This window comes from Streptomyces sp. SAS_272 (assembly GCF_052543235.1).
This window is the reverse complement of record NZ_JBMNDR010000027.1, coordinates 1-17,517: the sequence shown is the minus strand read 5'-3', so window position 1 is coordinate 17,517 and position 17,517 is coordinate 1. Positions and strand designations below refer to the sequence as shown.

Annotated in this window: 9 protein-coding genes and 1 pseudogene; 6 read left to right on the top strand and 4 right to left on the bottom strand. The window is 72.6% G+C overall.

Annotated features, from left to right (window positions below; all coding sequences use genetic code 11):
- From ACN6LD_RS17385 to ACN6LD_RS17370, 4 genes and pseudogenes are all read left to right on the top strand, one after another.
- Window positions 1-422 (top strand): annotated as a pseudogene (locus ACN6LD_RS17385) (TetR/AcrR family transcriptional regulator); the annotation flags it as partial.
- Between the two features lie 463 nt (window positions 423-885).
- Complete coding sequence (locus tag ACN6LD_RS17380) at window positions 886-4,548, top strand: LamG-like jellyroll fold domain-containing protein (RefSeq protein WP_445043636.1); 3,663 nt, start codon at window positions 886-888, stop codon at window positions 4,546-4,548.
- Between the two features lie 255 nt (window positions 4,549-4,803).
- The gene (locus tag ACN6LD_RS17375) at window positions 4,804-6,312 is read left to right on the top strand and encodes a DUF4246 domain-containing protein (protein WP_445043635.1); all 1,509 of its coding nucleotides are present in this window, start codon (window positions 4,804-4,806) and stop codon (window positions 6,310-6,312) included.
- A 74-nt stretch (window positions 6,313-6,386) separates the two neighbouring features.
- Complete coding sequence (locus ACN6LD_RS17370; RefSeq protein ID WP_445043634.1) at window positions 6,387-7,112, top strand: ABC transporter ATP-binding protein; 726 nt, start codon at window positions 6,387-6,389, stop codon at window positions 7,110-7,112.
- Window positions 7,113-7,197: 85 nt separating this feature from the next.
- On the opposite strand, the gene ACN6LD_RS17365 is transcribed toward ACN6LD_RS17370, so the two are convergent.
- The 3 genes from ACN6LD_RS17365 to ACN6LD_RS17355 form a co-directional block, all read right to left on the bottom strand.
- Window positions 7,198-8,154: an ABC transporter ATP-binding protein gene (locus ACN6LD_RS17365; protein ID WP_319193497.1), complete on the bottom strand. Its 957-nt coding sequence runs from the start codon at window positions 8,152-8,154 to the stop codon at window positions 7,198-7,200.
- A gap of 251 nt (window positions 8,155-8,405) precedes the next feature.
- Window positions 8,406-11,165 (bottom strand): ABC transporter permease, encoded by a 2,760-nt coding sequence (locus tag ACN6LD_RS17360; protein ID WP_319193495.1) that lies wholly within the window; start codon window positions 11,163-11,165, stop codon window positions 8,406-8,408.
- Between the two features lies 1 nt (window position 11,166).
- Window positions 11,167-14,481, bottom strand: coding sequence for an FtsX-like permease family protein (locus tag ACN6LD_RS17355; protein ID WP_445043633.1), 3,315 nt, complete (start codon window positions 14,479-14,481; stop codon window positions 11,167-11,169).
- Window positions 14,482-14,862: 381 nt separating this feature from the next.
- On the opposite strand from ACN6LD_RS17355, the gene ACN6LD_RS17350 reads away from it, so the two are divergent.
- The gene (locus ACN6LD_RS17350) at window positions 14,863-15,498 is read left to right on the top strand and encodes a hypothetical protein (protein ID WP_445043632.1); all 636 of its coding nucleotides are present in this window, start codon (window positions 14,863-14,865) and stop codon (window positions 15,496-15,498) included.
- 101 nt (window positions 15,499-15,599) lie between these two features.
- Here ACN6LD_RS17350 and ACN6LD_RS17345 read toward each other — a convergent pair whose 3' ends face one another.
- Entirely contained in the window at window positions 15,600-16,571 is a 972-nt protein-coding gene (locus ACN6LD_RS17345) for a LysR family transcriptional regulator (protein ID WP_319193489.1), read from the bottom strand.
- Between the two features lie 184 nt (window positions 16,572-16,755).
- Here ACN6LD_RS17345 and snpA point away from each other — a divergent pair, with 184 nt between their 5' ends.
- Entirely contained in the window at window positions 16,756-17,436 is a 681-nt protein-coding gene (snpA, locus tag ACN6LD_RS17340; protein ID WP_319193487.1) for a snapalysin, read from the top strand.
- Window positions 17,437-17,517: the final 81 nt, after the last annotated feature.

The following is a 17,517-nucleotide window of genomic DNA, read 5'->3' as shown; positions in this document are numbered from 1 at the left end:
CTTCCCCCGACCAACTGCACGCCCAGAACGCGAACATCGTCGCGCACGCGGCGCCCGGCCACGCCGGACTCGAACAGATCGTCCGGTGGTACCTGTCCCCCTGGCACCGCGACAGCCCCGGCGACGGCTGCCCCTCCGCCGCCCTGCTCGACGAGATCGGACGCTGTACGCACCCGACCAAGCAGGCTTACACCGACGGCGTACTGGTCATCGCCGACGGCATCGCGGCCCGCCTCGCGCCCGACGACCCGCTCTCGGTCCGCACCAGAACACTCAGCGCCTACGCCATGATGGCCGGGACGCTGCAGCTCTCCCGCGCCCTCGCCGACCGGCAGCTCGCCGACGAAGTCCTCGAGCAGGGCATCGACAACGCCCTCGCGCTACTGGGCGCCGGGCACAGCTGCGCCGGAACCGCGAACTGAGAACTCCAGCGGCAGACATCGGTCGCCACCGGACTCACCGACGTTCCGGGAGCACCACGGCCACATCGGCCGAACCGGTTCGATACCGTCCGAGGCACGGCCGTCCACCCCCGAAGAGGGGATACCTCTCATGACACGGGACAATCCGCGCGACTCGCGGCCCTCGCCGAACCCACTTGCGTCCGGGGTATTGCTGCGGGATTTCCCCGGTGTTAGCTTCCTGCGAACCGATTCGATGAAGTGATCCTTCCGACGACCCGAGCCCGTCCCCCCACGACCCGTTGCCATGCCGGGCACCGAACCCGTTCATCCGGTGAAGCCCCCCGGTCGGAGCACGCGATATCGAACCGATTCGATACCGCGCGAGCCGACGGATGCGCTCCCCCGCCCGCATGCGGCCGGCTGCCACGGGCCGGCCCGGGCCGCCCCGGACCCGTAACTCACAGGATCGAGGACGCAGTCCATGTCATCCGCGTCATCCGCTGACAGTTCTGGCCGCCGCCGGGCCTCCGCCGCCGCGGCCCTGGCCCTCGGCGCGGGCCTGCTGGCCTCGCCGGCCGTCCCCGCACAGGCGGCAGGGGCACCCCAGCCCACGGCCCGCTACACGTTCGACGAGGACGACCTCGCCTCCGGAAAGATCACCGACATTTCCGGCAACGGCCTGACGGCAAGTCTGGTCAACGGCTCCACCGCACAGGCCGTCGAAGGCACGGACGGCGGCACGGCGCTCGCCCTGCCCGGCGGGGCGCCCACCTCCGACGGCGCCTATGTGCGCCTGCCCCGGGGAGTGGTCGGCGACGCGACCGACCTGACGGTGTCCGCCCGCGTGAGGTGGGGCGACGACACCTCGTCCTGGCAGCGGATCTTCGACCTGGGCGCCGGCACCACGAAGTACCTCTTCACCACCCCTGCCGACAACGGCGGCGTGCTGCGCACCGCCGTGACCATCGGCGGAGGCGGCGCGGAGTCCCGGGTCTCCGGGTACGCGGCGCTCCCGGCCGACGCCTGGCGCACGGTCACGGTCACCCTCGACACCACCGCCGGCAAAGTCACCACCTACCTCGACGGGGTCGCGGTCTCGTCCTCGGCGACGACCGTCAAGGCCAAGGACCTGCTGGACGGTTCGGCCACGTCCGCCGGCTACATAGGAAAGTCCTTCTACCCGGATCCGCTCCTGAAGGGCGCGATCGACGACTTCACGGTGTGGCACTCGGCGCTCAGCGCCGAGCAGGTGGCGGATGTCGTCGGCGACCTTCCCACCCTGCAGACGCTGTCGCAGACGTCCTTCGAGGTCCGGACCACCGCCGGGACAGCCCCGTCCCTCCCCCCGGCGGTCCGTTCCGCCTACTCCGACGGCTACGACCGCGACACCCCGATCGTCTGGGACGCCGTACCGTCGGACAAGTACGCCCAGCCGGGCACGTTCTCCCTGGCAGGCATCGCGGCCGGGCGCCGGGTGACGGCGACCGTCACCGTCGTGCGCGAAGGTGAACTCACCGTCGACCTCGGCTCGGACACCGGAGCCTTCCACGGCGGCGCCTCCGGCACCCTCTACGGCGTGTACGGACCCGACGTCCCCACCGGCAACCTCATCGAAGGCATGGGTCTGCGCACCGTCTCCACCAAGGCGCAGGACGGCCCCCAGCATCCGGGAGCCGACGCCCTGGAGGTGGTCAAGCCACTGGCCGACGCCACCGACGGTGACGTGTACATCTACATGACCGACATCCACCGCGGATTCCCCTACGAGTGGCCCGGCGACACCCCCGCGAAGAAGGTCGAGCTGTACGAGGAGAAGATCGCCAAGCAGGTCGACCAGGTGCTGCGCCTGCCGAAGCAATACCAGGACAACATCGTCTTCGTGCCGTTCAACGAGCCTGAGGGCAACATGTTCGGCACCGGTGAGTGGAGCTACGACAAGATCAGCTGGCTGAACTCCCCCGACGCCTTTCTCTCCGCCTGGGACTCGGCGTACGAACTCATCAAGGGCAAGATGCCCGACGCCCGCATCGCCGGCCCCAACACCAGCGTCCTGTACGACCAGGTGAAGGGTTTCCTCACGCACACCCTCGCCGCCGGCACCCTCCCGGACGTGATCACCTGGCACGAGCTGAGCCACCCGGAGGCCGTACGCGCCAGCGTCACCACATACCGGGCATGGGAGAAGGCCCTGTTCGAGGGAACCGGCCGGGAAGGCACCCGACTCCCCGTCAACATCAACGAGTACGCCTTCAACTACCACACCTCCGTGCCCGGCCAGATGATCCAGTGGGTCTCCGCGATCGAGGAGTCCAAGGTGGACGCCGACATCGCGTACTGGAACATCGACGGCAACCTCTCCGACTCCGCCGTCCAGTCCAACCGCGGCAACGGCCAGTGGTGGCTGCTGCATTCCTACGCCTCCATGAGCGGCCACACCGTCAGGGTCGACCCGCCGTTCCCCGGCCGGAACTACACCATGCAGGGCGTCGCCACCCTCGATGAGAAGAAGAAGCAGGCGCGGCTGCTGTTCGGCGGCTCCACGGGCAAGGGCCACATCACCTTCGCCGGCATCCCGAAGAAGGTCTTCGGCACGAGCGTCCACGCCTGGATCCGCGAGATCGAGTGGAGCGGGCAGATCGGTGACAACCCCGGCCCGAAACTCCTCGCGGAGACGAACCTCGAGGTAGGCGCCGACGGCACGGTGTCCGCTGACTTCGGCGACGGCGCACTGCCGCCGCTCAAGGAGTCCTCGGCGTACGAGATCGTCCTCAGCCCGGCCGGGAAGGCGAAGGCCACGCAGTCCGCGCCCGTGCGCTGGCAGGGCTCGTACGAGGCGGAGGACGCCGCCCACACCGGCTCCGGCTACTCGAAGAACGGCCCCGAGGGCTCGACGAGCGACGTGTCGAAGTTCTACACGTCCGGCGGCTACGACGTCGGCGGTCTGCGAACCGGCTCGGACGTCACCCTCGACTTCCCCGTGGAGGTGCCCGAGGACGGCGTCTACGACGTGAGCGTCTTCGCCAACTCCCTCAACACCTTCGACAAGGTCCAGGAGCAGGGCCCCACCAACGTGTTCCTGCGGGTGGACGGCGCGGCGGACAGCGAGCAGGAACTGCACCTGCCGCTCGGCTACAAGTGGGTGGTGTGGGACCACAGCGACACCGAGGTCAGGCTCACCAAGGGCAAGCACACCCTGACGCTCGCCGCGAAGAGCCTCGACGGCGAGCGCGCCACCAAGGGCGACGCCATCGTGGACCGGCTGACCCTGTCCCTGCCGGACGCCTCGGCCCGCACGCAGGTGTACGAGGGTGAACTGGCCTGGCTCGGCAGCGGGTCGCGCCCCGTCTACGACCTGCCCGAGCGGTCGGCGACCGGCTCGGGCGCGGCCCGGCTCCCGGAGAAGGGAACCGCCACGTTCTGGGTCTACTCCCCCGCCGACCGCGAGGCGACCCTCAGGTTCGACACCCTCGCCGGCACGGACGCCCGTGTCTCCGTCAACGGCCATGACGTCCTGCGTCTGGGCAAGAGGGCACACAGCGCAGCCGTCTCCCTCTTTGGCGGCGTCAACAAGGTGACGGTGACCGGCGGTTCGGGCATCACCATCGTCGACCGCCTCACGGTCACCCCGACCGAGGGCGCACTCACGACGCGCACGTACGAGGCCGGTGACGCCGAACTCACCGGCTCGGCCACCCTCAGCCCCCTCTCCCTCGCCACCGACGGCACCGCGATCAGCGGCATCGGCGGCGAGCCCGGCAACGGCAACACCGCCACGTTCACCGTCGCCGCGGACAAGCCCGGCCTGCACGCACTGCGCATCCGCTACTCCAACCCCGAACAGTCCCCGGCCACCCACTACAACCCGGACCCGCTCACCCGCCACACCGACGTCAGCGTCAACGGCGGCGAGACCCGGCGGGTCTTCTTCCCGCACACCTTCCACCAGAACGACTTCTGGGAGCTGACCGTCCCCGTCCGGCTCAAGAAGGGCCGGAACACACTCACCTTCCGCTCCGAGGAACTCCCCGACTTCGACGGCGTCACCTACGCCTCGGACACCTTCCCCGGCGTGCTGCTCCGCTCCCGGTACGCGCCGTTGATCGACCGGATCGTCGTGGCGCCGTACGCGAAAGAGGTGCGATGAGATGAGCCGTGTCAGCGGCGAGGCGACCCACGCGCCCGCCGGGTAACGGGGCGACGCCTCCCGCCCCACCGCCCGCGGGATCACGCCCTCCCGCGTCACCGACGCCGCCGGCAGGCGCCCGGGCCCCGTCGTGCCGACGGCCCCGGGCGCTGCACCGTTGGCTCCCGGGCCAGCCAGGAGAGCACCACGGCCGCGGTGTCAGTCCGCTGAAGTAGTCTTCCCGCCACTGCCCACCGACCAGGAGGATCAGAAGAGTTGTCCGGCCTGTCTGCGTTCCCGCTGCCCTTTCGCGCCTCCGGTTCTCTGTCGTTCGCGCATCCCCGAACACTGCGGGAACTTCAGATGATGCAGTGCAGCTCGCTCATTCGGGCCAAACCCGACTGGTTCCACAAGATGAACGACGCCGCCATCGTGGCCAGATGGACCCAGGAGGCGGTCGCCCAGGGCCTCACCGAAGCGCAGGTTCACTATGTGCTCGCCGAACTCCGCCACTACGCCGCACTGCGGGACGGACGAACCGGCGTCGAGGTGTCGGCCGTCGACGGGGTGTGGCAGTCGGACGCTCTGGTCGACGACGGGCTCAGGTCCCGGCTGCGCGAGGCGGTTCGGGTTCTGGAGCAGGTGCCCGAAGGAGAACAGGACTGGCATCCCGGATCCGACGGTCAGGTACTGGATCTGGTGCATCCCTCGATGTTCTGCCTGGTGAAAGAGGTGAGCGGGGCGCCGGAGACGGCCTGGCAGAACCCGGCGGACCGCTACGCGAAGTACGAGTTCTCGGAGAAGTTCCAGTGGCTTCCCACAGACGTGGACGTGAGTGACGACGGCGACGTCGCCTTCCGTTCGTACGTCAACAACGTCCACCCCGAGACTCACCGCGAACTGGCCGCCGTCCTGCCGGACCTGTTCGCGCGCTTGCGCCCCCTCTTCGAGAACGTGCTCACCGATCTACGTCATCCACGGCCCCCGCGGATCGCTGCCGATCCCTTCGGGTGGTACGACTCGGAGCCGGAATACCCGGACAGGTCCTCCTACACCGATGCCGGGTTGTACCAGGAGGCCCGCCAGGCATGGGAGGAGGCGCATGACGAATGGTGGGAGACCCGCCGCCCCGTCGTCCCGGACGCAGCGGCTTTCACGCCGCCCACGGTGCCCGACGAATCCGCCCGGGTCGACCTGCGCGGCCGGCGTCTCCAGGTCATCGTCAAGCTCGCCGGCATTCATCTCACCCCGGACAGGCCCGAATACCCGGGCGGTTCCTGGCATGTCGAGGGGATGATGAACGAGCGGATCGTCTCGACCGGCATCTACTACTGGGACAGCGAGAACGTCACCGAAAGCCGGCTGGGTTTCCGGGCGGCACTCGACGATCCGCACTACGAACAGAACGACGACGACGGGCTGCGCGAGGTGTTCGGCCTCGAGGACGAAGACGCACTGAACCAGGTGCTGGGATCGGCGTCGACCCCGGCGGGCCGCTGCCTCGCGTTTCCGAACATCCTGCAACACCGTGTCGAGCCGTTCCGTCTCACGGACCCGGCCCGCCCGGGGCACCGCAAGATTCTCGCGTTCTTCCTGGTCGATCCGTCACAGCGGATCGTCTCGACGTCCGATGTGCCACCGCAACAACCATGGTCCGACACCTCGACCATGACGCTCGAAGAGGCCAAGGGCTTCCGCGAACAACTCATGCAGGAACGCAAGTTCTTCGTCGACGAGCACAACGAGCAGCTCTACGAACGGGAATTCTCCCTCTGCGAGCACTGACCGTTCCCCCTCGGCATTGAGGGCCGGGCGGAACGCGGCGATACTGGCGCCCACAGGGGATCAAGGGAGAACACATGAGCCAGGTCGACACCGGGACCATGGTGCGCGTCGAGGACGTCCACAAGTCGTACGGCCAGGGAGCAGCCGCCGTCCATGCCCTGCGCGGTGTGTCGTTCGACATCCCGCGCGGGGAGATCGTCGCGCTCAAAGGGCGGTCGGGCTCCGGGAAGACCACTCTGCTGAACATCGTCGGTGGGCTCGACGCGCCGGACCGGGGGCGGGTCACCGTGGACGGCCTCGACCTGTCGGAGCTCGGCGAGGACGGCCTGCTGGCGCTGCGCCGGGACCGCGTCGGATTCGTCTTCCAGTCCTTCGGCCTCATCCCGATCCTGACGGCCGCGGAGAACGTGGGTGTGCCGATGCGCATGCGCCGGGTCGACGTACGGGAGCGCGAGGAGCGGGTCGAGCTGCTGCTGTCCCTGGTGGGCCTCGCCGATCACGCGGCCCAGCGGCCCGGCGAGCTCTCCGGTGGCCAGCAGCAGCGGGTCGCCATCGCCCGGGCGCTGGCCAACAACCCCTCGTTGCTGATCGCCGACGAGCCCACCGGCCAGCTGGACGCGGAGACCGGTCATGCGGTGATGGAGCTGCTGCGGGCGGTCGTGCGCAGCGAGAACGTCACCGCGCTGGTGGCCACGCATGACGCGACGCTGCTCGATCTGGCCGACCGGGTGCTGGAACTGCGCGACGGGGAGATACGGGACGAGACGAGGGAGCGTGCCGAGGCGTCGCCCGTCGGGTGACGGACCGGACGTCGTCGACGTGGCCGCCACGGCGCGGTGAGCCGGCGAGCCGCGGGCGCGCCCGCCGTTCGGTCACGACCGGCGATCAGCTGTGCCCGCTGTCGTCCGGCCACACGGTGATGTGGTCCTCCTCCAGGTCCAGCGCGACCCGGTCGCGCATGCCCAGGGTCCGCGTGTATTCGGCGGGCAGCTGGAGGCGGCCGGCCCGGTCGAGCATCGCGTACTCGCGGGCCACCAACGTCTCGTGGCCGGTGGCCTCGTCGACCTCACTGCGGCGCAGGACCTCCGTGGAGGTGCGGCCGTCGCGGATCGCGACCGTGCGGCGGACCTCGGTGGCCACGGTGCGGTCGTGGGTGACGATGACGATCGTGGTGCCCAGCTCCTCGTTCGCCGTGCGGAACGCGGCGAAGATCTGCTGGGCGGTGTGGGAGTCCAGCTCGCCGGTGGGTTCGTCGGCCAGCAGCACCGCCGGGTCGGTGGCGAGGGCCACGGCGATCGCGACCCGCTGCTGCTGACCGCCGGACATCTCCTGCGGACGGCGGTCCCGGCAGTCGGCGACCTGGAGCAACTCCAGCAGTTCCAGGGCACGTTCGGCGCGTGCCCGGGAGCGGATCCGTCCGCCCGCCAACTGGAGGGGCAGGGCGACGTTCTGGGCCGCGGTGAGATACGGAAGCAGGTTGCGGGAGGTCTGCTGCCAGATGAAGCCGACCACCTTGCGCCGGTAGTGCAGGCGGTCCTTCGCGGTCATGGCCAGCAGGTCGTGGCCGGCCACCCGGGCCACCCCGGCGGTGGGGGTGTCCAAGCCGGCCAGGATGTTCATCAGGGTGGACTTGCCGCTGCCCGAGGCGCCCACCAGCGCCATGAGTTCGCCCCCGCGGACGAGCAGGTCGAGGCCCTGGAGGGCCTGCACCTCCACGCCGTCCGCCGAGAAGATACGGACCAGACGGTCGCAGGTGATGAGGGCGTCGTGGCCGTAGGCGGGCCGGGCGCGGGTGGCGGTCGCGTTGTCGGTCAGCTCGGCGAGGGTGGGATTCGTCGTCATCGGGCTCCTTGGTCGATGAGGCCGCGGTCGGCCGGGTGCGCGAGCCGGGCGGACGCGTGCGGGCGAGGGCTGTCAGGGGCGGGGATCGGGCCGCCGAGTCCGCCCGCGGCATGGGGCCGAGGCCCCGGGCACCCCGGCCGGACGTGGGCGACGACCTGGGTCGCGGGCCGGGGGCCGGACCCTCGGGGTCCGGCACCGGGGCCGCCGGGAGCTGCCGCCCGGGCCGCCAGCGGCGGACCGGGCTGCCCTTCTCACCTGGTGTCACCTGCTCTCAACTCCCGCACCGCTCCTCTCCTGCCCGCCCACCACGCCTGTACGGCGGCGATTCCCACCGTCATCGCCACCACCGCCAGCGTGGGCGCCGTCAGCGACCAGGGGTCAGGGCCGAGCAGGGTCTGCTTCGTGGGAACGACCGAGGGCGGTAGGGCCACTGCGGTCAGATCCATGCCGGGGGCGAGCAGCCGGATCGCGCACCAGCCGGTCAGGATGCCGCCTGCCGCGGCGAGCACGGCCTGGGGCAGGGACTCCAGGACCAGCAGGCGGCGGCCCTGGGCACGGGTGAGGCCCATGGTGCGGAGGCGGGCGAGCAGCGCGACGCGCTCGGGAGCGGCGCGCAGGAGGGACAGGAGCAGTGCGAGCACGGCGTATCCGGCGCCGGCCGCCACCGCCGCCGTGTAGAGGTGTTCCACTCCGGACTGCAGGGGCGAGTCGACGTACCGGGCCCTCTCGTCGGCGCGGAGACGGACCGACACCGCGTCCCCGGCCGCTTCGCGCAGAGCCCGGCCGTCCGCTTCCGGGCCCGTCAGCAGCAGCGTCGTCGGCTTGGCGGCAGTGGCGCCGAGGCCGGCGCGGTCCACCACCAGGAAGTCGGCGCCCGGCACGGCCGGGGTGATGTCCCGGACGAGGACGATGCGGACGGTGACACTGCTGCCGTCCTCCAGGGTGACGGGGAACGGGGACGAGCCGTGGGCGTCGGCGACACGCGGGGAGGCCACGGCGGGCAGCACGGCGTCGGCCCCCGGCTCGCCCCGTGCCTTCTTCACCACTCCTTCGGAGAAGGCGCCGAGGCCCGTCCGCCGCGTCAGCTCCGCATAGCCGGCGGGATCCACGCCCACCATCGGCACCGACCTGCGCCCGTCGTCCGGCTTCGCCTGGTACGCGATGCTCACCGCGGCCACGTCCCGCACGCCGGAGACCCGGCGCACCCGGTCGGCCAGCCCCGCGGGCAGGGGGTACGCGGTCGACTCCAGGCGGGCGTCGGCCCCGACGGCGAGGAGCGCCGAGTGGTCGCGGGTCTCGCCGATGCCCGCCAGGACCGAGCCGCCGAACGAGGCCGTGGTGAGGGCGGTGAGCAGGGCGAGCAGCGGCAGCACCGCGGACGCGGAACCGCGGCCGGCCCGGGCCAGGGCCAGGTGGCTCACCACACCGCGCAGCCGCCCTGCCGGGCCGGCCAGGCCGCGCAGGGGAAGGGGGTACAGGCGGACCAGCAGGAGCGCGGCGATCACCCCCACGAGCACGGGCGCCGCCGAGATCAGCTGATCGCCGGACCCGCCGGACGTGCCCTGCCTGCGCAGGGTCGCCACCGCGCCGGCGGCCACCGCCACCAGCGTCAGCTCCGCGACCGTACGCCGCCGGGACGGTCGTACGGACGTCACGTCCTGGCGGAGCGCGGGGACGCGGACGAGCCGGTGGGCGGCCGCCCCGCGCAGGGGAAGGGCGGCGCAGGCGAACGCCGTGACCGCGAGGGCGGCCAGTACGGCGGGCAGGGCTTGAGCGCCGGGAAGGGCCCACAGCGCCAGGGCCAGGCCGAGCGCCCCGGCCGGGACGGCGACCACCGCCGTCTCCGCGAGCAGGCGGGCGGCGAGGCCGGCCAGCGAGGCGCCGCGGGCCCGCAGCAGGGCCAGCTCGGTGCGACGGCGGTCGGCGGCCAGACCGGCCGCCAGCGCCAGGACGACGACGGCGACCGTACCGCTGCCGAACGCCGCGACGGCGATCAGCGGGGAGACGCCGGCGTGCAGGCCCGAGTAGGAGTCGAGCACGTCGTCGAGGCCGGTGTCGGCGTCTGTAAGGGGGTCGGCGGCCGTGCGTATCCGCTGCAGGTCGGGGCCCGCCACCAGCGCGGCGAGCGCGGACTTCAGAGCGCCCAGGTCGCGGTGGCGCATGGTGTGCGGGTCCGGGGCCAGCCGCCAGTAGCGGTAGGGCCGCCCTTCGGTGCCCAGCAGCGCGGGGGCGGCCTCGGGGGGCAGCAGCAGGGCGCCGAGCCAGTACCGGGGCGACTCCGGGTCGACGGGCGCCACCCGCATCAGGACGGGTGTGCGCAGCAGGGTGTCCGTCGCCCAGTAGGCGCCTGCCCGGTGGCGCGGTTCGACGATGCCGGTGATCCGCACGGCGAGCGCGTCCCGACCCGCGCCGGGGACGTGCAGCAGCGACCCCACCTTGATGCGCAGGCTCTTGGCGGTTTCCGCGGTGACCGCGGCCTCGACCTCGGGCGTCGTCGCGGTGACCGTGCCGGACGCGCGGGGCGGACGGCCCTCGCTCAGCCGGGCGTGGTCGGCCAGGCCCGCCTGTGCGACGAGGGCGACCCGGGCGGGCAGCCCGCTCGGCCGGGGCAGCCAGGGCTCGGGCACCGCCTGGTTGACGGAGGTGACCACGCCGTACGACGACTGGCCGGGGTCGGGGACCAAGGGCCGCCGGACCGCGCCGAGGATGCTGTCGTAGTCGCGCTTCACGGTGGCCGGGAGCAGTGCCTGCTCGCGCTGCTCCTGCGGCAGATCGGGCAGCGGAGCCGGGGCGGACAGACTGACGACGCTGCGGAAGTGGGGTACCTGTTCGACGGAGTGGCGCAGGCCCGCGTCCTCGTACCGCTCCAGTGCGCGCGGGAACACGGCGGCCAGGCCTGCGGTCACCGCCACCAGCAGCGCGAGGGCGAGCGCGGCGCCGGGGGCGGACCGCAGCCGGGTGCGCACCCATGGCGCGTCGGCACGCTCCGCACGCCTGAACGGGATCACCATGTCACTCCCCCTCCCTCAGCACCTGCACCGGATCGGCCTGTCGCGCCGACAGCAGCGCCACGACGACGACCGGGACGGCGGCCACGGCCGTCACCAGGGCGGCCACCCGCAGCGGCGGCAGTACCACCAGCAGATCCGGCACGGGGCGGCCGGCTTCACCGGTCAGGACGATGAGCGGCAGCACCGCTCGGGTCAGGGCGAGACCGAGGCCGGTGCCCACAGCCAGCGCCAGCACGACCAGGACGCTCTGCTCGCCTGCGACGGCGCGGGCCAGCCTGCGGCGCGGGGCGCCCAGGGCGCGCAGGACCGCGAACTCGGCGTTCCGTTCCCGCAGCGCCCCTGCGGCGTTCACCGCGAACCCGAGCGCGGCCAGTACCGCCGCGGCGGCGGCCGCCGCGGTGAACGCGGCTTCCGGGCCCGCCCCGAACGGATCGTCGCGCAGCTCGGCGGCGATCTCGTCCCGCACGACGATCTGCTCGGGATCGAGGTCGGGCCGGGCGCGCAGAGCGGCGGCGACGTCCGCGCCGTCCGAGGGCGGGTCCGGCCGCAGCCACCACTCGGTGGGAGCGAGGGCGAGCCCGTAGCGCGCCTGGAGGACCCGGTTCACGGCGGGCAGATCGACGAGCACGGCACCGCCGTCCCCGTCCCCGCCCTGGATCGTCGGGAGTTGCCGTACGGCACGCACGATCCGCACGGGCACGTTCTGCCCCTCCAGGGCGATGTCCATGGTCTGGCCGGGGCGGGCGCCGGTGGAAGCGAGGAAGCGGTCGGTGGCGAGGGCGTCCACCGCGGTGGTTCGGGGCTGTGTCACCTGCATCCGCAGCGTCAGCGACGGGCTGAGCCAGGGCTGGTCGGTCGGGACGTACCCCGTGCCGTACACGGCGGTCGGGTGCGCCGCGGGGCTGACGCGCGGGCGGGCCGGCGCGGTTCCGGCGTCGGCCGAGCTCTGTGCGTCGGTGCCGGAGGCCACTGTCCAGGACTCCGCCGGCAGGGGCACCCGCTGTGCCGTGCCGGCGGCGGTCGCCGCGGTCAGGGCGTCGAGGGTCAGAGTGTGCTGTTCTGCTCGGGAGGACGGCACGGGCTGCACGAGCTGCACTCCGGTGAGCGTCAACGGCCCGTGGCCGCTCGGCAGTTGGACCGTCAGTGTGTGCGGCCGCGCGTCGGCGGGGAGGCTGCCGGACGGCAACGAGTAGGGCACCCCGTGGTCGTCCTCCACCATCTGGGTCACGGTCGCCGCGCTCTGCGTGTCCCGGACCGAACTGCGCAGGGTCGCCGTCAGCGTCAGCCGGGACGCCCCGGCGGGGACGCGTGCGCCCGCCGAATCACCCGACGGCCCCAGCCCCGCCAGCAGCCCCTTCATCGGGGCGGGCGCCAGGTCGGGCCGCATCAGGACGGTGTCGGCCGCGTGCGCGGTGTCCAGTGCCAGCACCGTCGCCGTGCGGCCGCCGGACAGCGGCAGCGTCGTCCGCACGGCGGGGGCCGCCTCGCGCACATGAGGGACGGCCGCGTACTGCTGGGTGAGACCGAGCTCGCCGCCGCCGGCGCCCAGGATGCGGATCGGCGCGCCCGCCTCGAAGTCGGCCTGGTCGTCCTGCGAGCGCCCCCAGGAGGAGCCCTGGCCGATCGCCAGCACACCGAGCGCGACGGCCAGGACGAGCAGCAGTACCGGGCCGGCGCCGTGCCCTGGGCGGCGGCTGAGCTGCCAGCCGGCCAGCGCCGTGGCCAGCCCGCGCCCGCCCGTGGCCCGGCGTTCGGCGAGGCGGGCGGCGGGCGGCAGCAGACGCAGGGTCAGGACGGCGCCGGCCAGCAGCGCGAGGGCGGGCGCGGCGACCAGCACCGGATCGACGCCCAGGGCGCCGGTCGTGTCCGCACTCACCGCGCCCGAGGTACGGCGGTCCAGTTGCCAGTAGGCGACCCCGGCCGCCGCGACCAGACCCAGATCCGCCCCGGCCCGCAGCGACGCGGGCAGGGCGCGGGCGCGCATCGTGCGGAACCCGGTCGAGGCGACCGCCGGCAGGGTCACCGCCAGCGCGCATCCGAGGGCCACGCCTGCCGCCGTCAGCCAGACCGCGAGCCGTCCGCCGGCCGGCGCCTCGAGCTCCAGTCCGATCCGGGCCAGCGCCCCGTGCCCGGCGAGCAGCCGGGTCAGCGGGCCTGCCAGCAGCGGGGCGAACAACAGCGCGGGCCCGGCCAGTAGCAACGCCTCCAGGGCGGCGAGGCGTGCGAGGGAGGCGCGGGAGGCGCCGCGGGCGCGCAGCAGTCTGGTCTCGCCGGTGCGTTCGGCGGCGAGCAGCCGGGCCACCAGCATCAGCGCGCAGGCCGCGAGCAGGGCGAGCTGGAGGGCGACGATCAGGAGGGTGGAGCGGGAGACGAGCAGGGAGCGCTCGACCCGGTCGAGGACCTCGGGGAGCGCGGTGCTCGCGGTCGTCCCGCCGCCTTCGCCGTCGCCCCCGGTGCGCAGCTTGAGCAGGGCGGCGGGGCCGGTGCGCGCGGACGTGCGCAGGGCGTCGATGCGGTCGGCGGTGAGGCGGGTGAAGTCGGCGGAGGCGAGCCACGCTGACGGTCCCTCGCTCACCCGGCCGCCGCTGACGACGGAAGGCGCCGTCAGCAAGGGGCCGTAGGTGGTGAAGTCGGAGGTCCGTCGTACGCCGCGACCGCCCAGTTCGTCCGTCAGCCAGTAGGGCGAGGCCGGTTCGGCGGGCCGGTACACGCCGGTGACGACGATCCGCACGGACGGACCGCCGAGCCGGTCGGTGACGGTGAGGTGGGCGCCCGGTGTCGACTTCAGCCGCCGCGCGGCGGTCTCGGGCAGCGCCACCTCGACGTCGGGCGTGCCCGCGCGCGGGGCCCGCCCTTGGCTGAACCGCACCTGCGAGGAGTCGAGCGCCGCGAAGTGCGTGAGGTCGGGCCTGTCGCCGGGCTCGGTGGCCGCCGTCCGGGTGGTTGCCGGCCGGGTGGTCGTGGGCAGGGCGTACGGGCCGGATCGCACCAGCGTCCGCACGGTCACCGGCAGCCCGTCGAAGGTCCGGCGCGCCCCGTCGCGCACGGCGATGTCGGTCACCCGGCGGTCGGCGGCCGCCACTTCGGCCGTGACGACCAGCGCGGCATCGGCGGCGTTGCGGGGCTCGGCCAGCGAGTGGCGCAGCGCCGCGTCGCCGATCGCGGCCGAGTAGGCGGTCAGGGCCGCCAGCACGGATGTGGTCAGCAGGACGGTGACGAGCGCGGCGGAGATCAGCGCCCGGTGCGCTCGGGCCCTCGCCAGGACCAGCGCGGCCCGCCCCGAACGCACCGCGAAACGCCCCCCGTGAATCGCCACCCGGCTCCCCCAAGCCTCCGTTGACACCTTTGGCCACACTCTTCGGTGATGTTGTCAGACCAGCAGCGGTGAGGTAAGCGTCGACGAAGGGGGCTTGATCGGATTGTGACCGGAAATCGGCATCGTCTGACCGGAATCCGGGCCGCGGAGGCCAGTCCGACTTGCGCCGCCGGGGCAGGGACTCCGGCGCCGACCCGACCCCGACCCCGGCTCCGGCTCCGGCTCCGGCTCCGGCTCCAGGGCTTCCCGGGCAGCTCCGTGTCGTGCGCACATACGCCCGGAACCGCTCATTCGGGTCACAGCACCATCACGCCCCGCACGTGTTCCCCCTGCCCGTCCTACGCTCACCGGGATCACCAACTGCACAACCAGGGGGCACCCATGGTCAGCCGGACCGTCATCGGCGCAGCGATCGGCGCACTCGTCATCGTCGGCACGACATCGGCCTGCGGTCCTGACGACGCCGGCAGCAGCAGCAAGAGCACGAGACCCACCGCCGGCGCGGCGAAGACCGCGGGCGGCAAGGACGACAAGGCGGAGTCGAAGGCCGTGCCCAGTTTCATCGGCATGGGTCTTCAATCCGCCCAGGACAGCGCCCAGTCCAGCGGATTCCACAGCCTCTCCTCCCACGACTCCCTCGGCCGCGACCGCATGCAGGCCTTCGACCGCAACTGGAAGGTCTGCAGCCAGAACGTCGCCGCCGGAAAGGCGGTGCCCGTGGACACCGAACTCGACTTCGGCGCGGTGAAGCTCGACGAGAGCTGCCCCGCCAAGGACCGGACGGCGCCGGCCAAGGCCGACGGCACGATGCCCGACTTCGCGGGCCAGAGCGTGAAGGCCGCCCGTGCCGCCCTCGACAACGGGACGTCGATCTCCGTGAAGGACGCCGCCGAGGACCGGTTCGTGCTCGTCGAGTCGAACTGGCAGGTGTGCACGCAAAAGCCCGCCGCCGGAGCCAAACTGAACGGGCAGCCCGTCGAGTTCACAGCGGTCAAGTTCGGCGAGAGCTGCCCCTGAACGCGCCGCACGGAGCCGGAGCGAGGGACGCCCCCCACCGGGCGCCGGGCGCCGCGCGGTCCTCGACGCTCACTGCGCGTCCGTGGGGAACCCGTCGCCGCTCAGGCGCCCACCGCACGCAGTGTCTGTGCCGGCCGCCCGGCTGCTCCGCGTGTCAGCCACTCCTGGTACGCCGGCGCCTGGCAGGCCGCCTCCCAGTAGGCCTCCTCCAACTCCGCCGATTCGGCGTCGAGTTCGGCCGTCGAGCGGGCCGCCAGCAACAGGCGCACTCCTATCGGGTCGCCGTGGAGGGGCCGGATGACCAGGTCGGAGCGAGGCGGGAGCGCGGTCGGCTGGCTGACCGTGACGACCTCGCCGATGGCGGCCAGGAGGTAGGCGGTGAGGTAGTCGCCGTGCAGCAGGTCGGGTTTGATCCCGGCGGCGCGCAGTACGCGGCACACCCCGTCCCACTCGCCGTCGACGGTGGCGTCCACCATCCAGCGGTCGTGGGCGAGGTCCGCGAGACGTACCTCGCGGTGGGCCGCCGCTGGATGGTCGGCGGCCATGGTGACGAACTGCGGTTCGCGCTCCACCAGGATGCGCAGACACAGGCCGTTCGGGACACGCAGCGGGCTCCCCTCGACCTCGTGCACGAACGCCAGGTCCAGCGTGCCCTCGGCCACCTGCCGAAGCAGGGCGTTCGCGGACACGTCCATCTGCAGGCTGGGCTCGACTGCGGGCATGCGGGCACGCAGTCGGCTGAGCCAGCCCGGGATCGCCCGGCTGGCCGTGGCGCCGATGCGCAGCCGTGGACCGCCCGCCGTGTGGGCGGCAGCGGCCCGGGTCTCGGTCACGATCGCGGCGAACTCGGCGACCAACGGGCGGGCCCGGCTGACCACGATCTGTCCCAACGGCGTGGGGCGGCTGCCGGTAGCGCCGCGGATGAAGAGCCGGCCGCCCAGCAACTGCTCGATGCGGCGCAGCTGGGTGCTCAACGAAGGCTGGGCCATGCCCAGTTCACGGGCCGCCTTGTGCAGACTGCCGGCGTCGGCGATGGCGCACAGCACGCGTAGGTGCCTCACCTCGAGCTCCATGCGCGGAGCGTAAGGGCTGGGCCTGATGAGGCGCCAGACAGGCAAACGGCGACATAACAACAGGAGTCGCTCCGATAGCCGTGTGCTATCCCCAGTTGCCATCATCCCCGGGACCGTCCGGCGGCCCCACACTCGGCTCTACCGATCGTTCACCACCCCACACGAACGAGTAGGAGCCCCCCACATGAGGTCCACCCGTACGTCGTCCGCGTCCGCGAAGGCCTTCAGGAGACTGCCGGCGCTCGGTCTGGGCGTGACGCTCGCGGCCCTCGGCTGCGCGATCCCGGCGAGCGCCCAGACCACCGGCTCCGCCGCCCCGGTCGCCGGTTACACCGGTTCGGCCCAGGAGTCGGCGAACAACAAGGCGTTCTTCGAAGCGGTCCTCGACTCGGTCGCCGCGAAGCAGGCCGCCAACCCCGGCCTGCAGTCGGTGACCGTCTACTACAACGCCTCGCAGGCGCCGAACTTCCGCTCCCAGATATCGAGCGCGGCCTCGATATGGAACAGCTCCGTGAGCAACGTCAAGCTGCAGTCCACCTCGGGCACCGGCGACTTCTCGTACTACGAGGGCAACGACTCCCGGGGCTCGTACGCCTCCACCAACGGGCACGGCAGGGGCTACATCTTCCTCGACTACGCCCAGAACCGGCAGTACGACTCGATCCGCGTCGCCGCGCACGAGACCGGTCACGTGCTGGGACTGCCGGACCACTACTCCGGCCCGTGCAGCGAACTGATGTCGGGCGGCGGACCCGGCACGTCCTGCACGAACCGCTACCCCAACACGACCGAGCGGTCGCGCGTCAACCAGCTGTGGGCCAACGGCCTGGCCAAGGCCCTCGACAAGCTGAACAAGGTGCGCTGACGGCCCGAGCGCTCGTCATCCGTCCCGCAGGCGGGGGGGGGGGGGGGGGGGGGGGGGGGGGGGGGGGGGGGGGGGGGGGGG

Excerpts from the sequence above, each read along its gene's own strand:
- ACN6LD_RS17360 (WP_319193495.1), bottom strand. The coding sequence starts at position 11,165 with ATGGTGATCCCGTTCAGGCGTGCGGAGCGTGCCGACGCGCCATGGGTG.
- ACN6LD_RS17380 (WP_445043636.1), top strand. The coding sequence starts at position 886 with ATGTCATCCGCGTCATCCGCTGACAGTTCTGGCCGCCGCCGGGCCTCC.
- ACN6LD_RS17345 (WP_319193489.1), bottom strand. The coding sequence starts at position 16,571 with ATGGAGCTCGAGGTGAGGCACCTACGCGTGCTGTGCGCCATCGCCGAC.
- snpA (WP_319193487.1), top strand. The coding sequence starts at position 16,756 with ATGAGGTCCACCCGTACGTCGTCCGCGTCCGCGAAGGCCTTCAGGAGA.
- ACN6LD_RS17350 (WP_445043632.1), top strand. The coding sequence starts at position 14,863 with ATGGTCAGCCGGACCGTCATCGGCGCAGCGATCGGCGCACTCGTCATC.
- ACN6LD_RS17370 (WP_445043634.1), top strand. The coding sequence starts at position 6,387 with ATGAGCCAGGTCGACACCGGGACCATGGTGCGCGTCGAGGACGTCCAC.
- ACN6LD_RS17365 (WP_319193497.1), bottom strand. The coding sequence starts at position 8,154 with ATGACGACGAATCCCACCCTCGCCGAGCTGACCGACAACGCGACCGCC.